Raw genomic sequence first — 14,568 nt, 5'->3', positions numbered from 1 at the left:
ATCACAATTACCACCAACTTTGATAAATTGATTCAATTGAAATATCACTCGTATCTATGTACAAGAATCTGTAAATCGTATATTATATTTTGTTCCTGAATCTTTTATAAGTTCGATGTCGCCATTGATTTGATCAACAAGAGTATTTACCAACTGTAAGCCCAGTGAACTAGTGTTTCTGAAGTCAATTGAATCCGGAAAACCAATGCCATTGTCTTCAACAATTAACATAAAATTTCGGTTTGGAGTGACCAAACTTTTCTTTTTATCATTAACGTCTCTGTGAAGTTTAATTTGAATTTTCCCGCTTCTTCCTTCTTGAAATGAATACTTTAATGAATTAGAAACGAGTTCATTGATAATGATCCCTAAAGGGATTGCATTATCCATTTCAAAAAATATATCGTCCACATCTAAAAGCAATTGGATATCAGAACTTCCAACTTTATACGACTTGAAAAGATCATCTGTTAATTCTTTCAAGTATGAAGCAAAATTGATTGTTTCCATATCTTTGGAATTATACAGTTCTTCATGGATTATAGACATGGATATGATTCGATTATTGCTTTCTCGAAATGCTTCAATAACTTTTTCACGTTCTAGGTCACCGGACAGCAAATTTTCGCACTCTAATTCTAAGAGGCTGGATATTACCTGCAGGTTATTTTTGATTCGATGGTGAATTTCTTTTTTACGAAGTTTTTCGGCTTTGTCAATAGCTTCCTTTGCAATTTTTTGTTCAGTCACATCTTGGATGAACCCCTGGTAAAACTGGTTTGCCTTATTTATATCGTGCACAACATGGATAGACTCAAAGACCCAAACTATATTCCCATTTCTGTTCAGAATTCGATATTCTTGTTCAGTTAAAGAGTTAGGTGTAATGTTCAGTTTCTTTCGATTCTCAAGGAAATTAATTTGATCTTCAGGATATACTAGCTGAACCAATTTGATTTTTCCTGATAGAAATTCTTCATTTCTATGGCCTGTAATTTCCTCTACGGCTCCATGAAGAAGCATGAGATTGAAATTATTGTCTAACTCAAATCCAATACCTCTAAAGTTCTGTAGGTATTTTAGAATGTGTTCTTCGCTTACCTTGAGCTTTTCCTGTGCATACTTATTTTCTGTGATATTTTTAAGCAAACCTATTCCTCTATATACACAGTCATTCTTGCCTTTGAGAAAAACCGAACTATCCTCTACGTAAATATAGTTTCCATCTTTTTTCCGAAACCTGAATTTTTGCTCAAATTTTTCCCCTGTATTTAAAGAATTCTCAAGAGAACACCAAACTCTTTCTCTGTCTTCTGGATGTATCAATTCTTTACAGGCGACAAAATCAATTTTGTTGAACTCTTCTTGAGTATAACCTGTGAACTCTTCAATAGGTCCTGACCACTCAATCTTTCCTGTCTGTACATCACCGTCAAATATTAATTGCCCCGTCATCTCAGCTATGGAAAAGAATCTTTTTTCAATTTTCTCTATGTTTTCTTTGTAGAAATCTCCCTCCATGATATCTCTCCAACTGTGCATAATAGTTTACAACTCCACAGTACAAAGAAGTAGTTCCCATATTTGAGATTAAACTTTATTATTAAATTAACTTAATATCATAAAAAATTTACGTTCTATATCAATAATTAGTACCTTTAAAAAATAAATATTAAATAAAAATAATTATTTTAAAAATATATAATTTTTTGATAGTTTAGTTTAATATTAAATAATTTTAAATTAATCTCATATTTTCATTATTGTTTTCGCTAAATTCCAATACAATATTTTTAATCTGTTTGAGTCCTAACTACAAATATTTTGTAACTATTCAGGTACCCTAAAATGAGTTAACAACACCGATTTTGGCCATACTGATATGTCTCTCATAAAGGATTCATAACAATATTAATTATGACAGCAGTTGGCATCAGTTTACAAAACCAACTGAAATATATTGTAAATGCTAAACTCTCTAAATTAAGGCTTTTGATATCTATTTGTGGTAACTGAATAACGAGTCATTTTAATTTTTTCTTGTTTGGTTCCATATTTTATGGAAGTTTCTAAATTTCAATGAAACATGACCTAATTTTTATTCTTACCCTTAAAAAGGACAATGTGCCAATTTTTCAGAAAAACCATAAATCTCAAAAATTTATTGGGTAGAAAATTCCATATCGTAAGATCAATTTTCTTCATAGTAAGCAAAAACTGGACTTCGAAGTTACAGCAAATTCGAGGCACTACCTTATACAACTTTCCTGAAACTTTACATTATACAGCTGGGCTTTTTTTTCTTTTCTATCCTGTCTTCCAATACTTATTATGCCAACTAGCACTTGTGTTAAAAAACGATAATATTATATATTTTTATTCAATATAGTGTTACAATCAATAAAATCTTTATTCCCTAAATCGCCATTTATTTATCATTCATAAAATCAGTTCCATAACTCATCTTTGTGGAGTGAACACATGGAAACTAAAGAAGTGATACGAAACTACTGGGATTATCGCAGTGAGACCTATAGTACTGAAATTGTGGAACAATCCGAGGAGGAATGGGCTACCTGGAAAAACATGCTTTCATCAACAGTGGATAGAAGAGAACATCTTGAAATACTCGATGTCGGTACAGGGCCAGGTCAACTTGCCCTGATGTTTGCAGAGATGGACCATCATGTGACTGCTGTTGACCTGTCAACCAGGATGCTTGACAAAGCCAGAAAAAACGCCTTGAAGAAATCTCTTGACATAAATTTCATCCATGGGGATGCCGAGGATCTGCAGTTTCCAGACATGCAATTTGATGTGGTATCCAGCAAGTTTCTCCTGTGGACACTCCCAGATCCACAAAAAGCTCTGTCTGAATGGAAACGAGTGTTAAAAAAAGACGGTATGATCATTGCCATCGATGGTGACTGGTTTAATTCGGGTATATTCCTGAAGTCGATCCGTGCCATATCAGATGGGATACGTTCTATAAAGGAAAGAAACTTTCATAACCTCTTTAATCAACACTATAACCCGATAAAAAACGATCTTCCTCTTTATAGTTTAAAACCTGACCAGGTGTTCAGGTTCTTTAATGATGCAGGTTTTGAGAATATTAATATTGAGCGTACGGATTACCTATGCCGTTCCAGGAAAAAAGTGAACTTACCGGATAAGCTCGACTATGCTTCTCCCATCTACTTCATAAAAGCTGTGAAAAAATGATCTTTATAAAAAAGTGGTCTTTATAAAAAAGTGGTCTTTATAAAAAAGTGGTCTTTATAAAAAAGTGGTCTTTATAATCCCAAGGACTTGTGAAGTAAGAGGGCCTGCTCTATCTTTTATATTCTACTCCATCATAGATCATAATCCCCTTTTCTTTCTATAAAGTTCAATCGATCTTTTAACTCTTTCTTCTTCGAGTATCCCTGTGGTAGAGGGAGTTTCAAAAAATCTTTTTGGGATTCTAAGGTCTTCGAACCTGAAGCCAAAGTTCTTTTTTAATGCATACTTTTTCCTGAAAATGTCCTTTCCCAGTGATTTTAATTCCTCGTCGGTTCTTTCGATTCCCAGAGCCTTAAGGGCCTGAATTACGTTTTCGTATGTGTAGACGTTTCTGGCAAAAAGGCAGGAAACCATGCAGTTCAGGACATTGCGCCGGTCTTCTTCATCAATTATATAATCAACAATCTGCTCATCTGAAATTGGCTGATTAAATGCTTTCTGATCTGCAGAATAACCTGCGCTGTCAAGATGGGAATGCCTGGCGCCCACAGTGAGTCCAAGCACGTTTCCAAGTCCTGTGTGATATCCCGGAATTTCCAGTCCTCCAAGTCGAATTGCGAAGTCCTCTCCTCCGTATTTTTTTGAGGCATATTCCACCCCTTTTCCAAGGTCTGAGTAAAATTCGTTTGGAGCCTGAACTACAAGGTCTATTGCCCTCAGATATGCAGCTTTATCTCCCCAGGAAAGTTTAAGCCCCAGAGAATCGTTAGCGGAAATCTTCCCGCGCTGCTGCATCTCTGTTGCCCAGGCAAGTACAACGCCCATGCTGATTATATCAACCCCTGCTTTTTCACAGGCATCAATAAGCTCTAGTACAGCTTCAGGATCAGCTACGCCAAGGTTCGATCCCAGAGCATAGATCAATTCAAAATCATAAGAAATATTCAATGCTTCATATTCATGGGCTTTTGAGAAGGCTCGTTTTAGCATGGCTACATGAATACACCCGATTGGGCAGCCTGCACAGGAGACCCGCCTGAGAAGATATTTTTCGGCAAAAAGCTCTCCTGAAATCGTTTCAGCTCCTTCGAAAGAAGCTGCCTGCAGGTTTCGAGTAGGCAGGCCTTTAAGTTCGTTTAAAACCAGAATGTTTTCGCTTGTGCCCAGGTTATGGTACTTCTCAGTAAGCCCGGTTTTCACAATTGTGTCATAGAGCATACTGACAGTCTTTCGGTAGGCATTGTGCTCAGGGCTTTTCAACTCCCTGTTTCCGGAAATAAGCATAGCTTTAAGTTTCTTTGCCCCGAAGACCGTTCCAAGCCCAAGGCGTCCGAAATGGCGGTAGGTATCAACATTGACATCGGCATATGTGATCCCCCGTTCTCCTGCAGGCCCAATTCTGATAATACTGCGCCTGCCTGCACCGGGTTCTATTTCGCGCAGGATTTTTCCCACATCAATTGCTGAAGAGAGATGCCATATGGAAGATGCGTCCCTGAAGGTAACTTTGTCGTCGTGGATTGCTACATACACAGGGTATCGGGAAGCCCCGTTGATAACAATTGTTTCGTACCCTGAATAGCGCATGGACATAGCAAGATGGCCACCTGCATAGGATTCTCCCAATTCTCCGTTGAGAGGGGAACGGAACAGTGCAACTGTCTTGGTGCAGGTAGGATATACTCCCGAGAGTGGCCCTGTGCTGAGGATTATTGGCATCTCCGGATCAAGAGGCCCTGTGCCTTCTCTAGACTCTTCGAGCATGAGGTTTGTGGCAACTCCCACACCACCCAGATATTTCTCATAGAGGTCGCGCCTTTCCTTAACATGATAGCTATGGCTATTCAGGTCAATATAGAGTATATTCTTAAGCCCTTCAATAGCGTATTGCTCGGTTGTCATTTTTCCTCCCCGGGTTCTTCTCCTCCGTAAAGGTCTTTATGGGATGCAGTAGGACTACCCGGACTTGTATCCGGAGCAGGGCCCGTGTCAGTAAGCTTTACTTCTCCGCTATCTTCGACTTCAATCATTTCCAGCACATCATGGGGACAGAACTTCGAGCAGACACCACAGTGTTTGCAGATTACGGCTTTTTTCTCCGCGTCCAGATGGATAGCTCCCACCAGGCAGGCTTCTATACAGTTTCCGCAGCCATCGCAGATCTCTTTATTGAGATTCACTCCTCCCCCTTTCCTTTTGGTAAGCGCGCCCAGCGGGCATGCCCTCATGCAAGGAGGGTCTATGCAGGCATGGCAGACGATTTGAGAATAAGGAGTTTCGATCCCTCCGCGGGTCTGTATATCAATTCGGCTGTTTTTCAAAGATATAGTATCATACCAGGTTCTTGCGCAGGCCATCATACAGGAGTAGCAGCCTATGCAGCGGGCCGGATTTGCAACCTTTAACCTTTTTGCCATTATTTCCCCCTCAGATTCCTGTATTTAGAAAGTATACATCCCCAGCTTATATAATCTGGTACTACATGCAGCAGCAAATCAAACCTGAAGCTTGCAGCTAATTCTAGTTTCGGAGTATCTATTAAAATATATGTTTGTTAATAATTTATTACAGATATTTGTTGCATTTTTGCAGGTTAATTTGTTCATGCCTTGTTGTATGAGTCTACTGCTGAACGTACTTTGTATATCTTTTATATCTTTTTATATAGAGTATTTTTACAGAGAAATTACTTTTATCCTGGAAACTATCCGAAAAGTCAATAACGATTGTTGTAAAAATAAGTTAGGTCGCAACAAGTTCGGCTGGATATCTCATTTAATCGTCTGCGAGAAGAAAGGAAAAATGACCGTTTATATGATAATAGAAATCAAGTCATGAATCATGAACTGTATACTAAATATGTCGAAAAAGTTCCAAATATTATAAAAAAGTACGGAGGCAGGTATCTGGTCAGGGGAGGTGAGGTTATTCCAATGTTTGGAAATTGGAATCCCGAGAGAATAATCATTATTGAGTTTGAAACCGAAGAACAGTTAAGAAATTGCTTTAATTCGGTGGGATACTTGAAGATTGCACCCTTCAGAGAGAACTCTACGATTACAAAATCAGTATAGTCAATGGATATTTGCCACCAGAATAATTATAGCTAGAATCAGAAATATACCACCGTTTTTAAACTGACTTCTCACTTTTAATCAATTTGTCGGTATCTGGTAGATCGCTTTTAATCAATTTGTCATATTTTTCTGGGTCCTTTGGATTTTTTTGTTCAGCAATTTGAACATTAATAGCCTTGAACCTGCTAAAAATAATTCTTTTTTCAGCATTTTCTTCCCTTTTATATCAATTTTCCCAGTACGTGTCTATAGAGGTTTCACAGGCATCAGATTGCTCGGTCACTATCTTCAGATAGAAGCAGTATAAGACCCAGATAAATCCAGATATCTTCAGATAGAAGCTATCGAAGCCAGATAAATCCAGACATCTTCAGATAGAAGCTATCGGAGCCAGATAAAGCTAGATATCTGTTAATAGCTTAATTTGCTAAGAAAAGCTGCTATCTTAGGTTACACTCAGCCTTCACTTTGATTCTATGGTATCAGGCAGAGAAAAATTAATCATAAGGCAAGTATAATTAAAGTCAGATTTAATTAAAAATGTTATATTCTTACTTCAAATCCTTTTTGGAGTGTCCTTCTTGACCGTCAAAAAAGCACTTATCCCTGCAGCAGGCCTTGGAACCCGTTTCCTGCCTGCCACTAAGTCCATGCCCAAAGAAATGCTCCCTATAATTGACACGCCTGTAATCCACTACGTTGTAGAGGAAGCCATTGCCTCGGGAATCGAAGATATAATCATTATCACAGGCAGGGGCAAACGAGCAATTGAAGACTATTTCGATGATTCTCCTGAACTCGAAATGCACCTTGCGAAAAGGCATAATACTGAACTTCTTAAGCTTGTCCGGGATGTTTCCTCCCTTGTTGATATTCACTACATCCGCCAGAAAGAACCTAACGGGCTAGGGGATGCGGTTCTCAGGGCAGAAAATCATATTGGAAACGAACCTTTTGCCGTGCTTCTCGGAGATGATATTATTGTGAATGACAAGCCATGCACAGCTCAGCTCATAGATAATTTTGAGAAATATGGGAGGTCCACGCTTGCAGTGGAAGAAGTTCCTTATGAAAAACTGAGCAGCTATGGAATTATAAAAGGAAAGCCACTCTGTGACTCTCTCTATATGCTTGAGGATATCGTCGAAAAACCGTCACCTGAAAATGCTCCTTCCAATCTTGGAGCAATAGGCCGCTATGTTTTCACTCCAGAAATTTTTGACTGTATAAAAGAAGCTGGAACCGGAGTAGGAAATGAAATTCAGCTGACTGATGGGATCCGGGTTCTTAACAAGTCTCAGATTATCTATGCCTGCAGGTTCAAAGGAAAAAGGTTCGATACTGGCGACAGGTTAGGGTATGTAAAATCAATAGTGGACTTTGCTCTTCAAAACGAAAATCTCAGGGAAGACGTATTCGAATACCTGAGGGATATCCTTGAAGCTGAAGATAGTAAGGAACAGAGAAAAACCGATATTATGGAAGAGCCGTCGGTTGACGAAATCACAACTTGAAAGTCTAGGAAATTTTGTGAAGGATAAGAAATTGAGTGAAGTATCAGGAATTAAAATATGAGATAGAACTATCCAGGCATTACCTTTAAGTCTTCTTCTATTGAGGAAGCTTGCTGGAACTGAGACATTTTCAGTTAATGAGCAAATAACAACATTAGTGGAATAATCGTAATTATGGAAAAAAGGAAGGAAAAAGTACGTAGGAAGCATTATTCTTACGTATTTTCATTCCATGATATTAGATAAATTTTATTGGGGAAGGGCATCTGAGTATTGGGAATGGGGGATTTTGGGGGGAAAAGTGTTGGTTGAGGTTTACATTAAAAATGGTTGTATCTCAGACGCCCTATTAGATAAATATATATGAAAATATATAAAAACAATGGTATACTGATAATAAATATAAATTTTTCACAGTACTTATATTTTTTGGAAAAGATTTAATTATATTTACATTGTAAATCTGAATTCAGTTTGAAAATCAGACAAATATCTGACTTGAGAAACTGCATAATTGACAAAAGATAGAGATAAAAAGTGAAAAATTAAAGAATAAAAAGTGAAAAATTAAAGAATAAAAAGTGAAAAATTAAAGAATAAAAAGTGAAAAATTAAAGAATAAAAAGTGAAAAATTAAAGAATAAAAAGTGAAAAATTAAAGAATAAAAAGTGAAAAATGAAAAAATCCAAATAAAAATATCATTTTTTAAAGAATTGTAGCGCTTATAGCGCTTCTAAATGAAATAAATAAAACCCGTCTTCGGGATTAACCTGTTTTTCAGGAAGCCTTTTTCATAATCAATTTTTATCAACAAGTTTTGCTTCCAGGATCTTTAAGGAGCCAGTGTCACCCTGCCATTCAACTTCACTTTTTACAATCTCAATCCGCTTTTTAAAAAAGGGAGCATCAAGCACAACAGTTTCATATTCTCCACCTTCTCCGGCCATGTGAACCATGTACCGCTTGTTCAGGGCTTTGAGATGTTCGATTGAATTTACATTAATAGGGCGACCAAGCCAGGACTCGTCGAGGCCGTCAGCTGCGACCCTTACAATACGGATATCAAGTACTTTTGACATCTCATTGAGCAATTCTTCAGGGTCCCTGTGCCAGAGAGGAGTATAGACCTTAAGCCCCAGGGAATCGCAGATCTTCTTCACCCTACCTGCCTGGTACTGGGACTCAATCGCACCTACGGATACACCGTCTACATCTACTTTCTTGAGAGCAAGGGTCAGGTCATCCAGTTCAAGTTCCTTTATTCCGCTTGACTCTTGCTGAACCAGGGGGATTTCACAGGCGGCAGAGATTAGTTCTACCATGTGGAGGTTGACGGAATGATACATGTAAGAATCGTCCCTTGCGGGAACAATATTAATCAGGTGGGTGACTTCATGCCCTTCCTGGAGGGCTTTATATATGGCAAAAATCGAGTCCTTGCCACCGGAAACCAGTGCTGCGAGTTTCATCTGCATCCCTTTTTGTTTTACTGTACGTTGAGGGTTATAATGCGTGGATCATTAAGTAATATTTTATATATCTTTTGACTTTTGATCATGCTTCTTCTGCATTTGCAATTTCAGCACTCTTTCTCAAGCCTGCCAAAATTAGCTTCATAACGGGCTTTCATTTCCTCCCAGGTTGGAAGGTCTGTCTGGCAACCTTGTGCCTGTACAGCAAAAGAAGCTACTGTAGACCCAATTTTCCCGCAGGTGGAAAGCGGGTATCCTCTTGTGAGGGCAAGAAGGAAACCTGCCCTGTAAGCATCTCCTGCTCCGGTGGGATCTACAGCCTGGACAGAAATTACAGGAATTAAAAATTCATCATTATCTGTATAGATCCTGCTGCCCTTGGAATCGTATGTGACCACAATAATGTCGATCATCGCTTTGAGTTCAGAGAAACTTTTTCCGGTCATCTCTGAAACTCGCCTTATCTCGTGTCGGTTCGCAAAAAGGATGTCAGTATGAGCGAGTATGAGTTCAAGATTTTCTTTCGAATACGTAACAAGATCCTGGCCCGGGTCAAAGGAGACGAAGCCGGCAATTTGTGCGAGTTTCGCGTTATACACCGAGTCAGCGGTTGCAAGATGAACGAAATCTACAGGTTCGGGTTCCAATTCCTTGAATTTTGAAGAAGCTCCCCAGTAAAAATAGGTTGTCTGGTTGTCTTCCCTGTCAGTGAAAATAAAGGCTTTAGAAATTTTCTGGTCCTTAATTCTATAAAGACGGGAGAGGTCAACATTCGCTTCCGTAAGGAGTTTTTCATATCCCGAACTTATAAAATCCGAACCTACAGGGGAAATCAGCTGGCTCTTTCCTCCCAGCTTTGCAATGGCAACCGCAATATTGGCAGCTCCTCCGCCAGGATATTCTTCATAGTCAATGACAGGAGATGACTCGTTTTTTCCTGCGATTCTTTCAACATCTACAATGTAATCAAGGGCAGTGTGCCCTACGATTGAAATTACTCTGTCCATGTAGTGTCCTCTTTTTTCATGGGTTGTGAAAAAGCCCGGCTCTTTGCGCCGGATAAAACTCTAAAAAACAAGTCTGAAGAAGAGATAAAACTTGCTTTTTTACCGGGTTTTTATCAATGATGTGACTCTTTTCTCACCAAATGTCTCTTTTCTCACCAAATATCTCTTTTCAGCCCTTGGAAAGTCAAATCTGAACAAAACCTAGAGGCATAACTAGCCGTAGCATAATGTCTTATTCTGTCTAATAGGTCCTGGGAAAAACTTTTATTTGCTTGTTTTGCTCTTATGCTGCTGTTCGCTCTTCTCAACTGACCTTTCGAATTCGGTGACTTCAACGACTGTTAGAGGAATATCGCGGAGAGACTTTCCAATCACGGATTTTGCAATCCTTTCCGCATGTTCGGCAGACTCAGCATCAAAAACCTTCATCTCAAAAATAAGACCTACAAGAGCGGTGTTTGCTGCTATGAAAACACTGCTAAAGGGCTCACCACATACCGGACAGGATGTAGTTCCTACGTCAACCTCTACAAAATCCAGTTTAGGATTCAGGCGTTTTCCAGCTTCTGAAATTGCGACTCCTATAGCATCATCAGCCGTCTTCACATCTCTAACCAACCAAGCTGCTTCAAGTACCACATGGAAGTTTTTCATTATTGTCCACCATTATTATTCTGTTATGCACGTTTTTTAAGAAGATATCCCGATCGGGAAAAGTTTTCACAGAATCTAAAGAATAGAATAAAGTATATAAAATTGTTTCTGCTTCAAATAAATAGTATTATATTTGATTTTATATGGTTTTTCAGTTAAGTTTTTAATTCTCAGTCTTGCAACTTTAATCCTTTTAACTGAGGCATCTATGCTTTTTCCCAGACTCAAGTTCAGGCATTTTTAATTTTCTTATATTATATTTTATTTGCCTTTAGTTATTCTTCTATAGTTATTCTTCTATAGTTATTTTTCTTTAGTTATTCTTCTATAGTTATTTTTCTTTAGTTATTCTTCTATAGTTATTTTTCTTTAGTTATTCTTCTATAGTTATTTTTCTTTAGTTATTCTTCTATAGTTATTTTTCTTTAGTTATTCCTCTTCAGTTATTCTTATTTTATTCTCATTTCCTGTTTATATAGTAAAAAGAGTTTCATCATCGACTGCAAAAACCCCTAGTTTTGCCCCTGCATCGAGCCAGGCATGACCATAGCTGAAGGAGGCAAGGGCATTTACAGGATCTCTATTCTCCAGAAAATACACCCCATCTTTATAATAAGCCTCTGCCATTGTATAATAATCCTTTGCAACGGCGTACATATGGGATTCCGGAATTGGGGCATATTTGGCTTTCTGGAGGGCTCTTTTTAACATATCTTCGTATCTTTTGACTTTTTCATCAAGATCAGCAGGCATTATAATCACCAGGAAACGCTATAAACAGTATTCTCTTCTTTATTCCGCTTCGTTCATAAATCCTGCTGGAGCTTCTGCAAGTTTCACAAGCGCTTCGGCTTCAAGAAAATGCAGTTTTCCGGGAATTACCAGGATGTGGAGAGGTTTTCCAAAATCAAAGTCCTTGAGTTTTTCCGCATAGTCTGCTTTTACGACCGGCTTTTCAGAGCCTGCCCTGGCTATTCCTACTGCAACGGCTCCTCGCATAATTCCTTCTCCCCTTTTTTCTTCAACCTCAAGGAGAAGCTCAAGGGCAGTGTTTACGGTCATATAGCCTTTTTCCTTATCTATATCCAGAAACACCAGAGTATGCAGGCCAAGCTCCAAGTTTTGTTTTATGGTATCATAAGGAGTTTCTGAGATTATCCTTGTGCCTCTTCTGCTCTCATAGGGATGAGGAATACTTGCGGATTTACCAAAGCGGTAGTTCTGCAGTCCTGTAAGACCCGAGACAGCCGAGGCAATTGAAGACCCATGAACCAGACGGGTCTCTATTCCCAGTTTTTCAGCTCTCAGGCGTAAATCTACATGGGTTGTGGAGACCATTGTATCCCCGCCAGTCAGGAAGCAAAGATTCCTGTCCTTTGCTTCGGAGAGCCACTCAGGGTGCTGCTCCACATCCTCTCTTGAAAGCAAAAAGACTTTCTTTCCGTAGAGTTTCTCCATTTTTTCAAGGTTCGTACCCATGAGATAGGATGTATAGAACTCCGCGTAAACCATGTCAGCTTCCCTGATAGCCTCAAGTCCCTTTAAAGAAATGTCATATTCGTCGAAAAGACCCAGACCTATAAATGTAAGCATAGCCCGCTTTAAGAGCCCTGCTGGTTTAAAGCTTTTTGTTTGAACAGATCAGGCAGTAATTCTTCATTTTTCGAATTTGAGGGTACGCTTAACTTATTTATATATGAAAATTAATATTAGAATGGATTTACAACTGTAATTTTTAAAGGGGTTTTTATGGCTAAAGTTACGCTTATTCACGCCAGCTGGTGTACTGCCTGTCCGGCAGCTAGAAGATTCTGGAGAGACCTGAAATCCGAGTATGACTTTGAATACGAGGAAATAGACGTGGAAACTCCAGAGGGTCAGGCATTGATAGATAAGTATGGCATAGTTGGAGTACCTACGACTATTATTGATGGAGAGGTAGCTTTTACAGGCCTCCCGAAAAAAGCTGAAGCTATATCTCGTATTAGCTGAGTAAATCTCAAAAAGGTATTCCATTGAAACTGTTTTTCTGTATTCAGGAGGGAAACATGTATGATCTTATAATTATAGGAGGAGGGCCTGCGGGGCTCGCAGCCGGTATTTATGCCGTACGCTCCGGACTTAATACTTTGATACTTGAAAGAAGTGAAATAAGTGGGCAGATTGCGCTTTCAGATCTCGTGGAAAATTATCCTGGCTTTCCAGCTATCTCAGGGCTAGAATTAATGGAAAAATATAAGGCTCATGCTCAGGCTGTTGGGGTAGAAACAAAGATAACTGAAGTCCTCTCTGTTCGCGCCGAAGGAGAAAAGAAAATAGTCTCCACGGATAGTGGAGCTCTTGAGTCAATAGCTGTCATAGTTGCTACAGGTGCAAATCCCAAGCATCTGAACGTGCCTGGAGAGAAAGAATTTATCAGTAAAGGGGTTTCTTACTGCGCCATCTGTGACGGGCCTTTTTTTAAAAACAAAACTGTTGTGGTGGTCGGGGGTGGCAACTCAGCAGTTACGGATGCCCTTCTTCTTTCGAAAATTGCCAGGAAAGTATATCTGATTCACAGAAGAGACACGCTGAGAGCTGTTAAAGTCCTTCAAGATAGAGCTTTTGCAACTCCGAATATTGAATTCATTTTTAATGCCCAGATTCTGGAAATCATGGGAGGCAGTGGAGGAGTTAAAAGAGTCGAAAAAATAAGCTTAAAAGATCTTAAAAGCGGAGAACAGCGCGAACTGTCTACAGACGGTGTTTTTATCTACGTGGGCATTCATCCAAACACTGAAATCATTGACGTGGATAAGGATGATGAAGGTTTTATCACGACGGACCGTTTCCTTGAAACCTCGAAGAAAGGGATTTATGCTGTAGGAGACTGTCGTGATACCCCAATCTGGCAACTTGTTGCAGCCGTTAGAGATGGAGCACTGGCAGCTACCGCTGCGAACGTGTACATAGAGAGCTTCAAAAAAGAGACTACATGAGAACGATCTAAATCAGGATATCTGGTTAAAGTTACCTGAAATGGTTACCTGAAGAATTACTCTAATCAAGATATTCAGGTTGAAATTACCTGGAAGTTTAATTATCTAAAACTTTAAACTGTTTGCAAATTTAAAAGACGGGACAGTAGACCATTTCTGCCCCTAGTTCTCGTTTTTTGTACTTCTGCTTTTAAGGATTATCCAAGCATCTGGTTGATATTATTGTAGAAATCTATAATCAGCCTTGTTGCCTCATTGTCCATGTTCAGCTGGAAAGTCCTGATTTGCTTTCCCAGAGGCTTTTCTATGACTATGCCCGATGCGATCAGGGGAGTAATGACCCTTGATACGCTGGAGTGAGACAGGCCAGTTTCTTCAGCTATCCCAGAAAGGTAGGTTGATTCGTTCTGGTGTTCAATCAGATTCTTGAGTACTGTCATCTGTGCGGTTTTACCAAAAATTTTTTCCATTGGATCCATTGATATCATCTCAGAGGTGGCTGTTCTCTGTAAGTGATTCTTATTTCCAATATTAACTTGCTATTTACGGTTATAAACTTATCTCCTAATTGGTCAATCCGACGATTCATAAGAAGTCTTCTGAATATTTGGATAACTCTATACTCTTCATACTGTACTAA

General features: G+C 39.0%; 14 protein-coding genes. 5 read left to right on the top strand and 9 right to left on the bottom strand.

Annotation, left to right across the window (positions count from 1 at the left end):
• Positions 1-54: 54 nt before the first annotated feature.
• Positions 55-1,521, bottom strand: a complete 1,467-nt coding sequence (locus MSBRM_RS07710; protein WP_048155260.1) for a PAS domain-containing sensor histidine kinase — start codon at positions 1,519-1,521, stop codon at positions 55-57.
• A gap of 960 nt (positions 1,522-2,481) precedes the next feature.
• Between MSBRM_RS07710 and MSBRM_RS07705 the strand changes: the two genes are divergently transcribed.
• A complete protein-coding gene (locus MSBRM_RS07705) occupies positions 2,482-3,225 on the top strand; it encodes a class I SAM-dependent methyltransferase (RefSeq protein ID WP_048118161.1) in 744 nt (247 codons plus the stop codon).
• Positions 3,226-3,363: 138 nt separating this feature from the next.
• Here MSBRM_RS07705 and MSBRM_RS07700 read toward each other — a convergent pair whose 3' ends face one another.
• Positions 3,364-5,127, bottom strand: coding sequence for an aldehyde ferredoxin oxidoreductase family protein (locus MSBRM_RS07700; RefSeq protein ID WP_048155258.1), 1,764 nt, complete (start codon positions 5,125-5,127; stop codon positions 3,364-3,366).
• Positions 5,124-5,642, bottom strand: a complete 519-nt coding sequence (locus tag MSBRM_RS07695) for a 4Fe-4S dicluster domain-containing protein (RefSeq protein ID WP_048118167.1) — start codon at positions 5,640-5,642, stop codon at positions 5,124-5,126. Before MSBRM_RS07695 ends, MSBRM_RS07700 begins: the two co-directional genes overlap by 4 nt.
• Before the next feature lie 417 nt (positions 5,643-6,059).
• Here MSBRM_RS07695 and MSBRM_RS07685 point away from each other — a divergent pair, with 417 nt between their 5' ends.
• Complete coding sequence (locus tag MSBRM_RS07685; protein ID WP_048118173.1) at positions 6,060-6,299, top strand: DUF1330 domain-containing protein; 240 nt, start codon at positions 6,060-6,062, stop codon at positions 6,297-6,299.
• Positions 6,300-6,883: 584 nt separating this feature from the next.
• Positions 6,884-7,816 carry a UTP--glucose-1-phosphate uridylyltransferase GalU gene (galU, locus tag MSBRM_RS07680; protein ID WP_141706398.1) on the top strand — a complete coding sequence of 311 codons (933 nt, stop codon included), beginning with the start codon at positions 6,884-6,886 and terminating at the stop codon, positions 7,814-7,816.
• Positions 7,817-8,614: 798 nt separating this feature from the next.
• On the opposite strand, the gene MSBRM_RS07675 is transcribed toward galU, so the two are convergent.
• The 5 genes from MSBRM_RS07675 to dph5 all read right to left on the bottom strand — a co-directional run bounded on the left by MSBRM_RS07675 (position 8,615) and on the right by dph5 (position 12,543).
• On the bottom strand, positions 8,615-9,286 hold the full coding sequence (locus tag MSBRM_RS07675) for a diphthine--ammonia ligase (protein ID WP_048118179.1): 672 nt from the start codon (positions 9,284-9,286) through the stop codon (positions 8,615-8,617).
• A gap of 110 nt (positions 9,287-9,396) precedes the next feature.
• Positions 9,397-10,296, bottom strand: coding sequence for a carbohydrate kinase family protein (locus tag MSBRM_RS07670; protein WP_048155254.1), 900 nt, complete (start codon positions 10,294-10,296; stop codon positions 9,397-9,399).
• A 264-nt stretch (positions 10,297-10,560) separates the two neighbouring features.
• Positions 10,561-10,950: a DUF555 domain-containing protein gene (locus tag MSBRM_RS07665; protein ID WP_048118183.1), complete on the bottom strand. Its 390-nt coding sequence runs from the start codon at positions 10,948-10,950 to the stop codon at positions 10,561-10,563.
• A 471-nt stretch (positions 10,951-11,421) separates the two neighbouring features.
• Entirely contained in the window at positions 11,422-11,703 is a 282-nt protein-coding gene (locus tag MSBRM_RS07660; protein WP_048118185.1) for a DUF357 domain-containing protein, read from the bottom strand.
• 39 nt (positions 11,704-11,742) lie between these two features.
• Positions 11,743-12,543: a diphthine synthase gene (gene dph5 / locus MSBRM_RS07655; RefSeq protein WP_048155252.1), complete on the bottom strand. Its 801-nt coding sequence runs from the start codon at positions 12,541-12,543 to the stop codon at positions 11,743-11,745.
• A 156-nt stretch (positions 12,544-12,699) separates the two neighbouring features.
• Between dph5 and MSBRM_RS07650 the strand changes: the two genes are divergently transcribed.
• The gene (locus tag MSBRM_RS07650) at positions 12,700-12,942 is read left to right on the top strand and encodes a glutaredoxin family protein (protein ID WP_048118190.1); all 243 of its coding nucleotides are present in this window, start codon (positions 12,700-12,702) and stop codon (positions 12,940-12,942) included.
• 56 nt (positions 12,943-12,998) lie between these two features.
• Positions 12,999-13,928 (top strand): thioredoxin-disulfide reductase, encoded by a 930-nt coding sequence (trxB, locus tag MSBRM_RS07645; RefSeq protein ID WP_048118193.1) that lies wholly within the window; start codon positions 12,999-13,001, stop codon positions 13,926-13,928.
• 197 nt (positions 13,929-14,125) lie between these two features.
• Here trxB and MSBRM_RS07640 read toward each other — a convergent pair whose 3' ends face one another.
• Positions 14,126-14,407 carry a MarR family transcriptional regulator gene (locus MSBRM_RS07640; protein ID WP_048118196.1) on the bottom strand — a complete coding sequence of 94 codons (282 nt, stop codon included), beginning with the start codon at positions 14,405-14,407 and terminating at the stop codon, positions 14,126-14,128.
• Between the last annotated feature and the right edge of the window lie 161 nt (positions 14,408-14,568).

The sequence above is a fragment of the Methanosarcina barkeri MS genome, from assembly GCF_000970025.1.
In the GTDB taxonomy this organism is placed as follows: Archaea; Halobacteriota; Methanosarcinia; order Methanosarcinales; family Methanosarcinaceae; genus Methanosarcina; species Methanosarcina barkeri.
The sequence above is the reverse complement of the archived record's forward strand: the minus strand, read 5'-3'. Positions and strand labels throughout refer to the sequence as shown.

What these genes read in the sequence shown, in the direction of transcription:
- MSBRM_RS07710 (WP_048155260.1), bottom strand. Translation starts at nt 1,521, where the DNA reads ATGGAGGGAGATTTCTACAAAGAAAACATAGAGAAAATTGAAAAAAGA.
- MSBRM_RS07705 (WP_048118161.1), top strand. Translation starts at nt 2,482, where the DNA reads ATGGAAACTAAAGAAGTGATACGAAACTACTGGGATTATCGCAGTGAG.
- MSBRM_RS07700 (WP_048155258.1), bottom strand. Translation starts at nt 5,127, where the DNA reads ATGACAACCGAGCAATACGCTATTGAAGGGCTTAAGAATATACTCTAT.
- MSBRM_RS07695 (WP_048118167.1), bottom strand. Translation starts at nt 5,642, where the DNA reads ATGGCAAAAAGGTTAAAGGTTGCAAATCCGGCCCGCTGCATAGGCTGC.
- MSBRM_RS07685 (WP_048118173.1), top strand. Translation starts at nt 6,060, where the DNA reads ATGAATCATGAACTGTATACTAAATATGTCGAAAAAGTTCCAAATATT.
- MSBRM_RS07675 (WP_048118179.1), bottom strand. Translation starts at nt 9,286, where the DNA reads ATGAAACTCGCAGCACTGGTTTCCGGTGGCAAGGACTCGATTTTTGCC.
- MSBRM_RS07670 (WP_048155254.1), bottom strand. Translation starts at nt 10,296, where the DNA reads ATGGACAGAGTAATTTCAATCGTAGGGCACACTGCCCTTGATTACATT.
- MSBRM_RS07665 (WP_048118183.1), bottom strand. Translation starts at nt 10,950, where the DNA reads ATGAAAAACTTCCATGTGGTACTTGAAGCAGCTTGGTTGGTTAGAGAT.
- MSBRM_RS07660 (WP_048118185.1), bottom strand. Translation starts at nt 11,703, where the DNA reads ATGCCTGCTGATCTTGATGAAAAAGTCAAAAGATACGAAGATATGTTA.
- dph5 (WP_048155252.1), bottom strand. Translation starts at nt 12,543, where the DNA reads ATGCTTACATTTATAGGTCTGGGTCTTTTCGACGAATATGACATTTCT.
- MSBRM_RS07650 (WP_048118190.1), top strand. Translation starts at nt 12,700, where the DNA reads ATGGCTAAAGTTACGCTTATTCACGCCAGCTGGTGTACTGCCTGTCCG.
- trxB (WP_048118193.1), top strand. Translation starts at nt 12,999, where the DNA reads ATGTATGATCTTATAATTATAGGAGGAGGGCCTGCGGGGCTCGCAGCC.
- MSBRM_RS07640 (WP_048118196.1), bottom strand. Translation starts at nt 14,407, where the DNA reads ATGGATCCAATGGAAAAAATTTTTGGTAAAACCGCACAGATGACAGTA.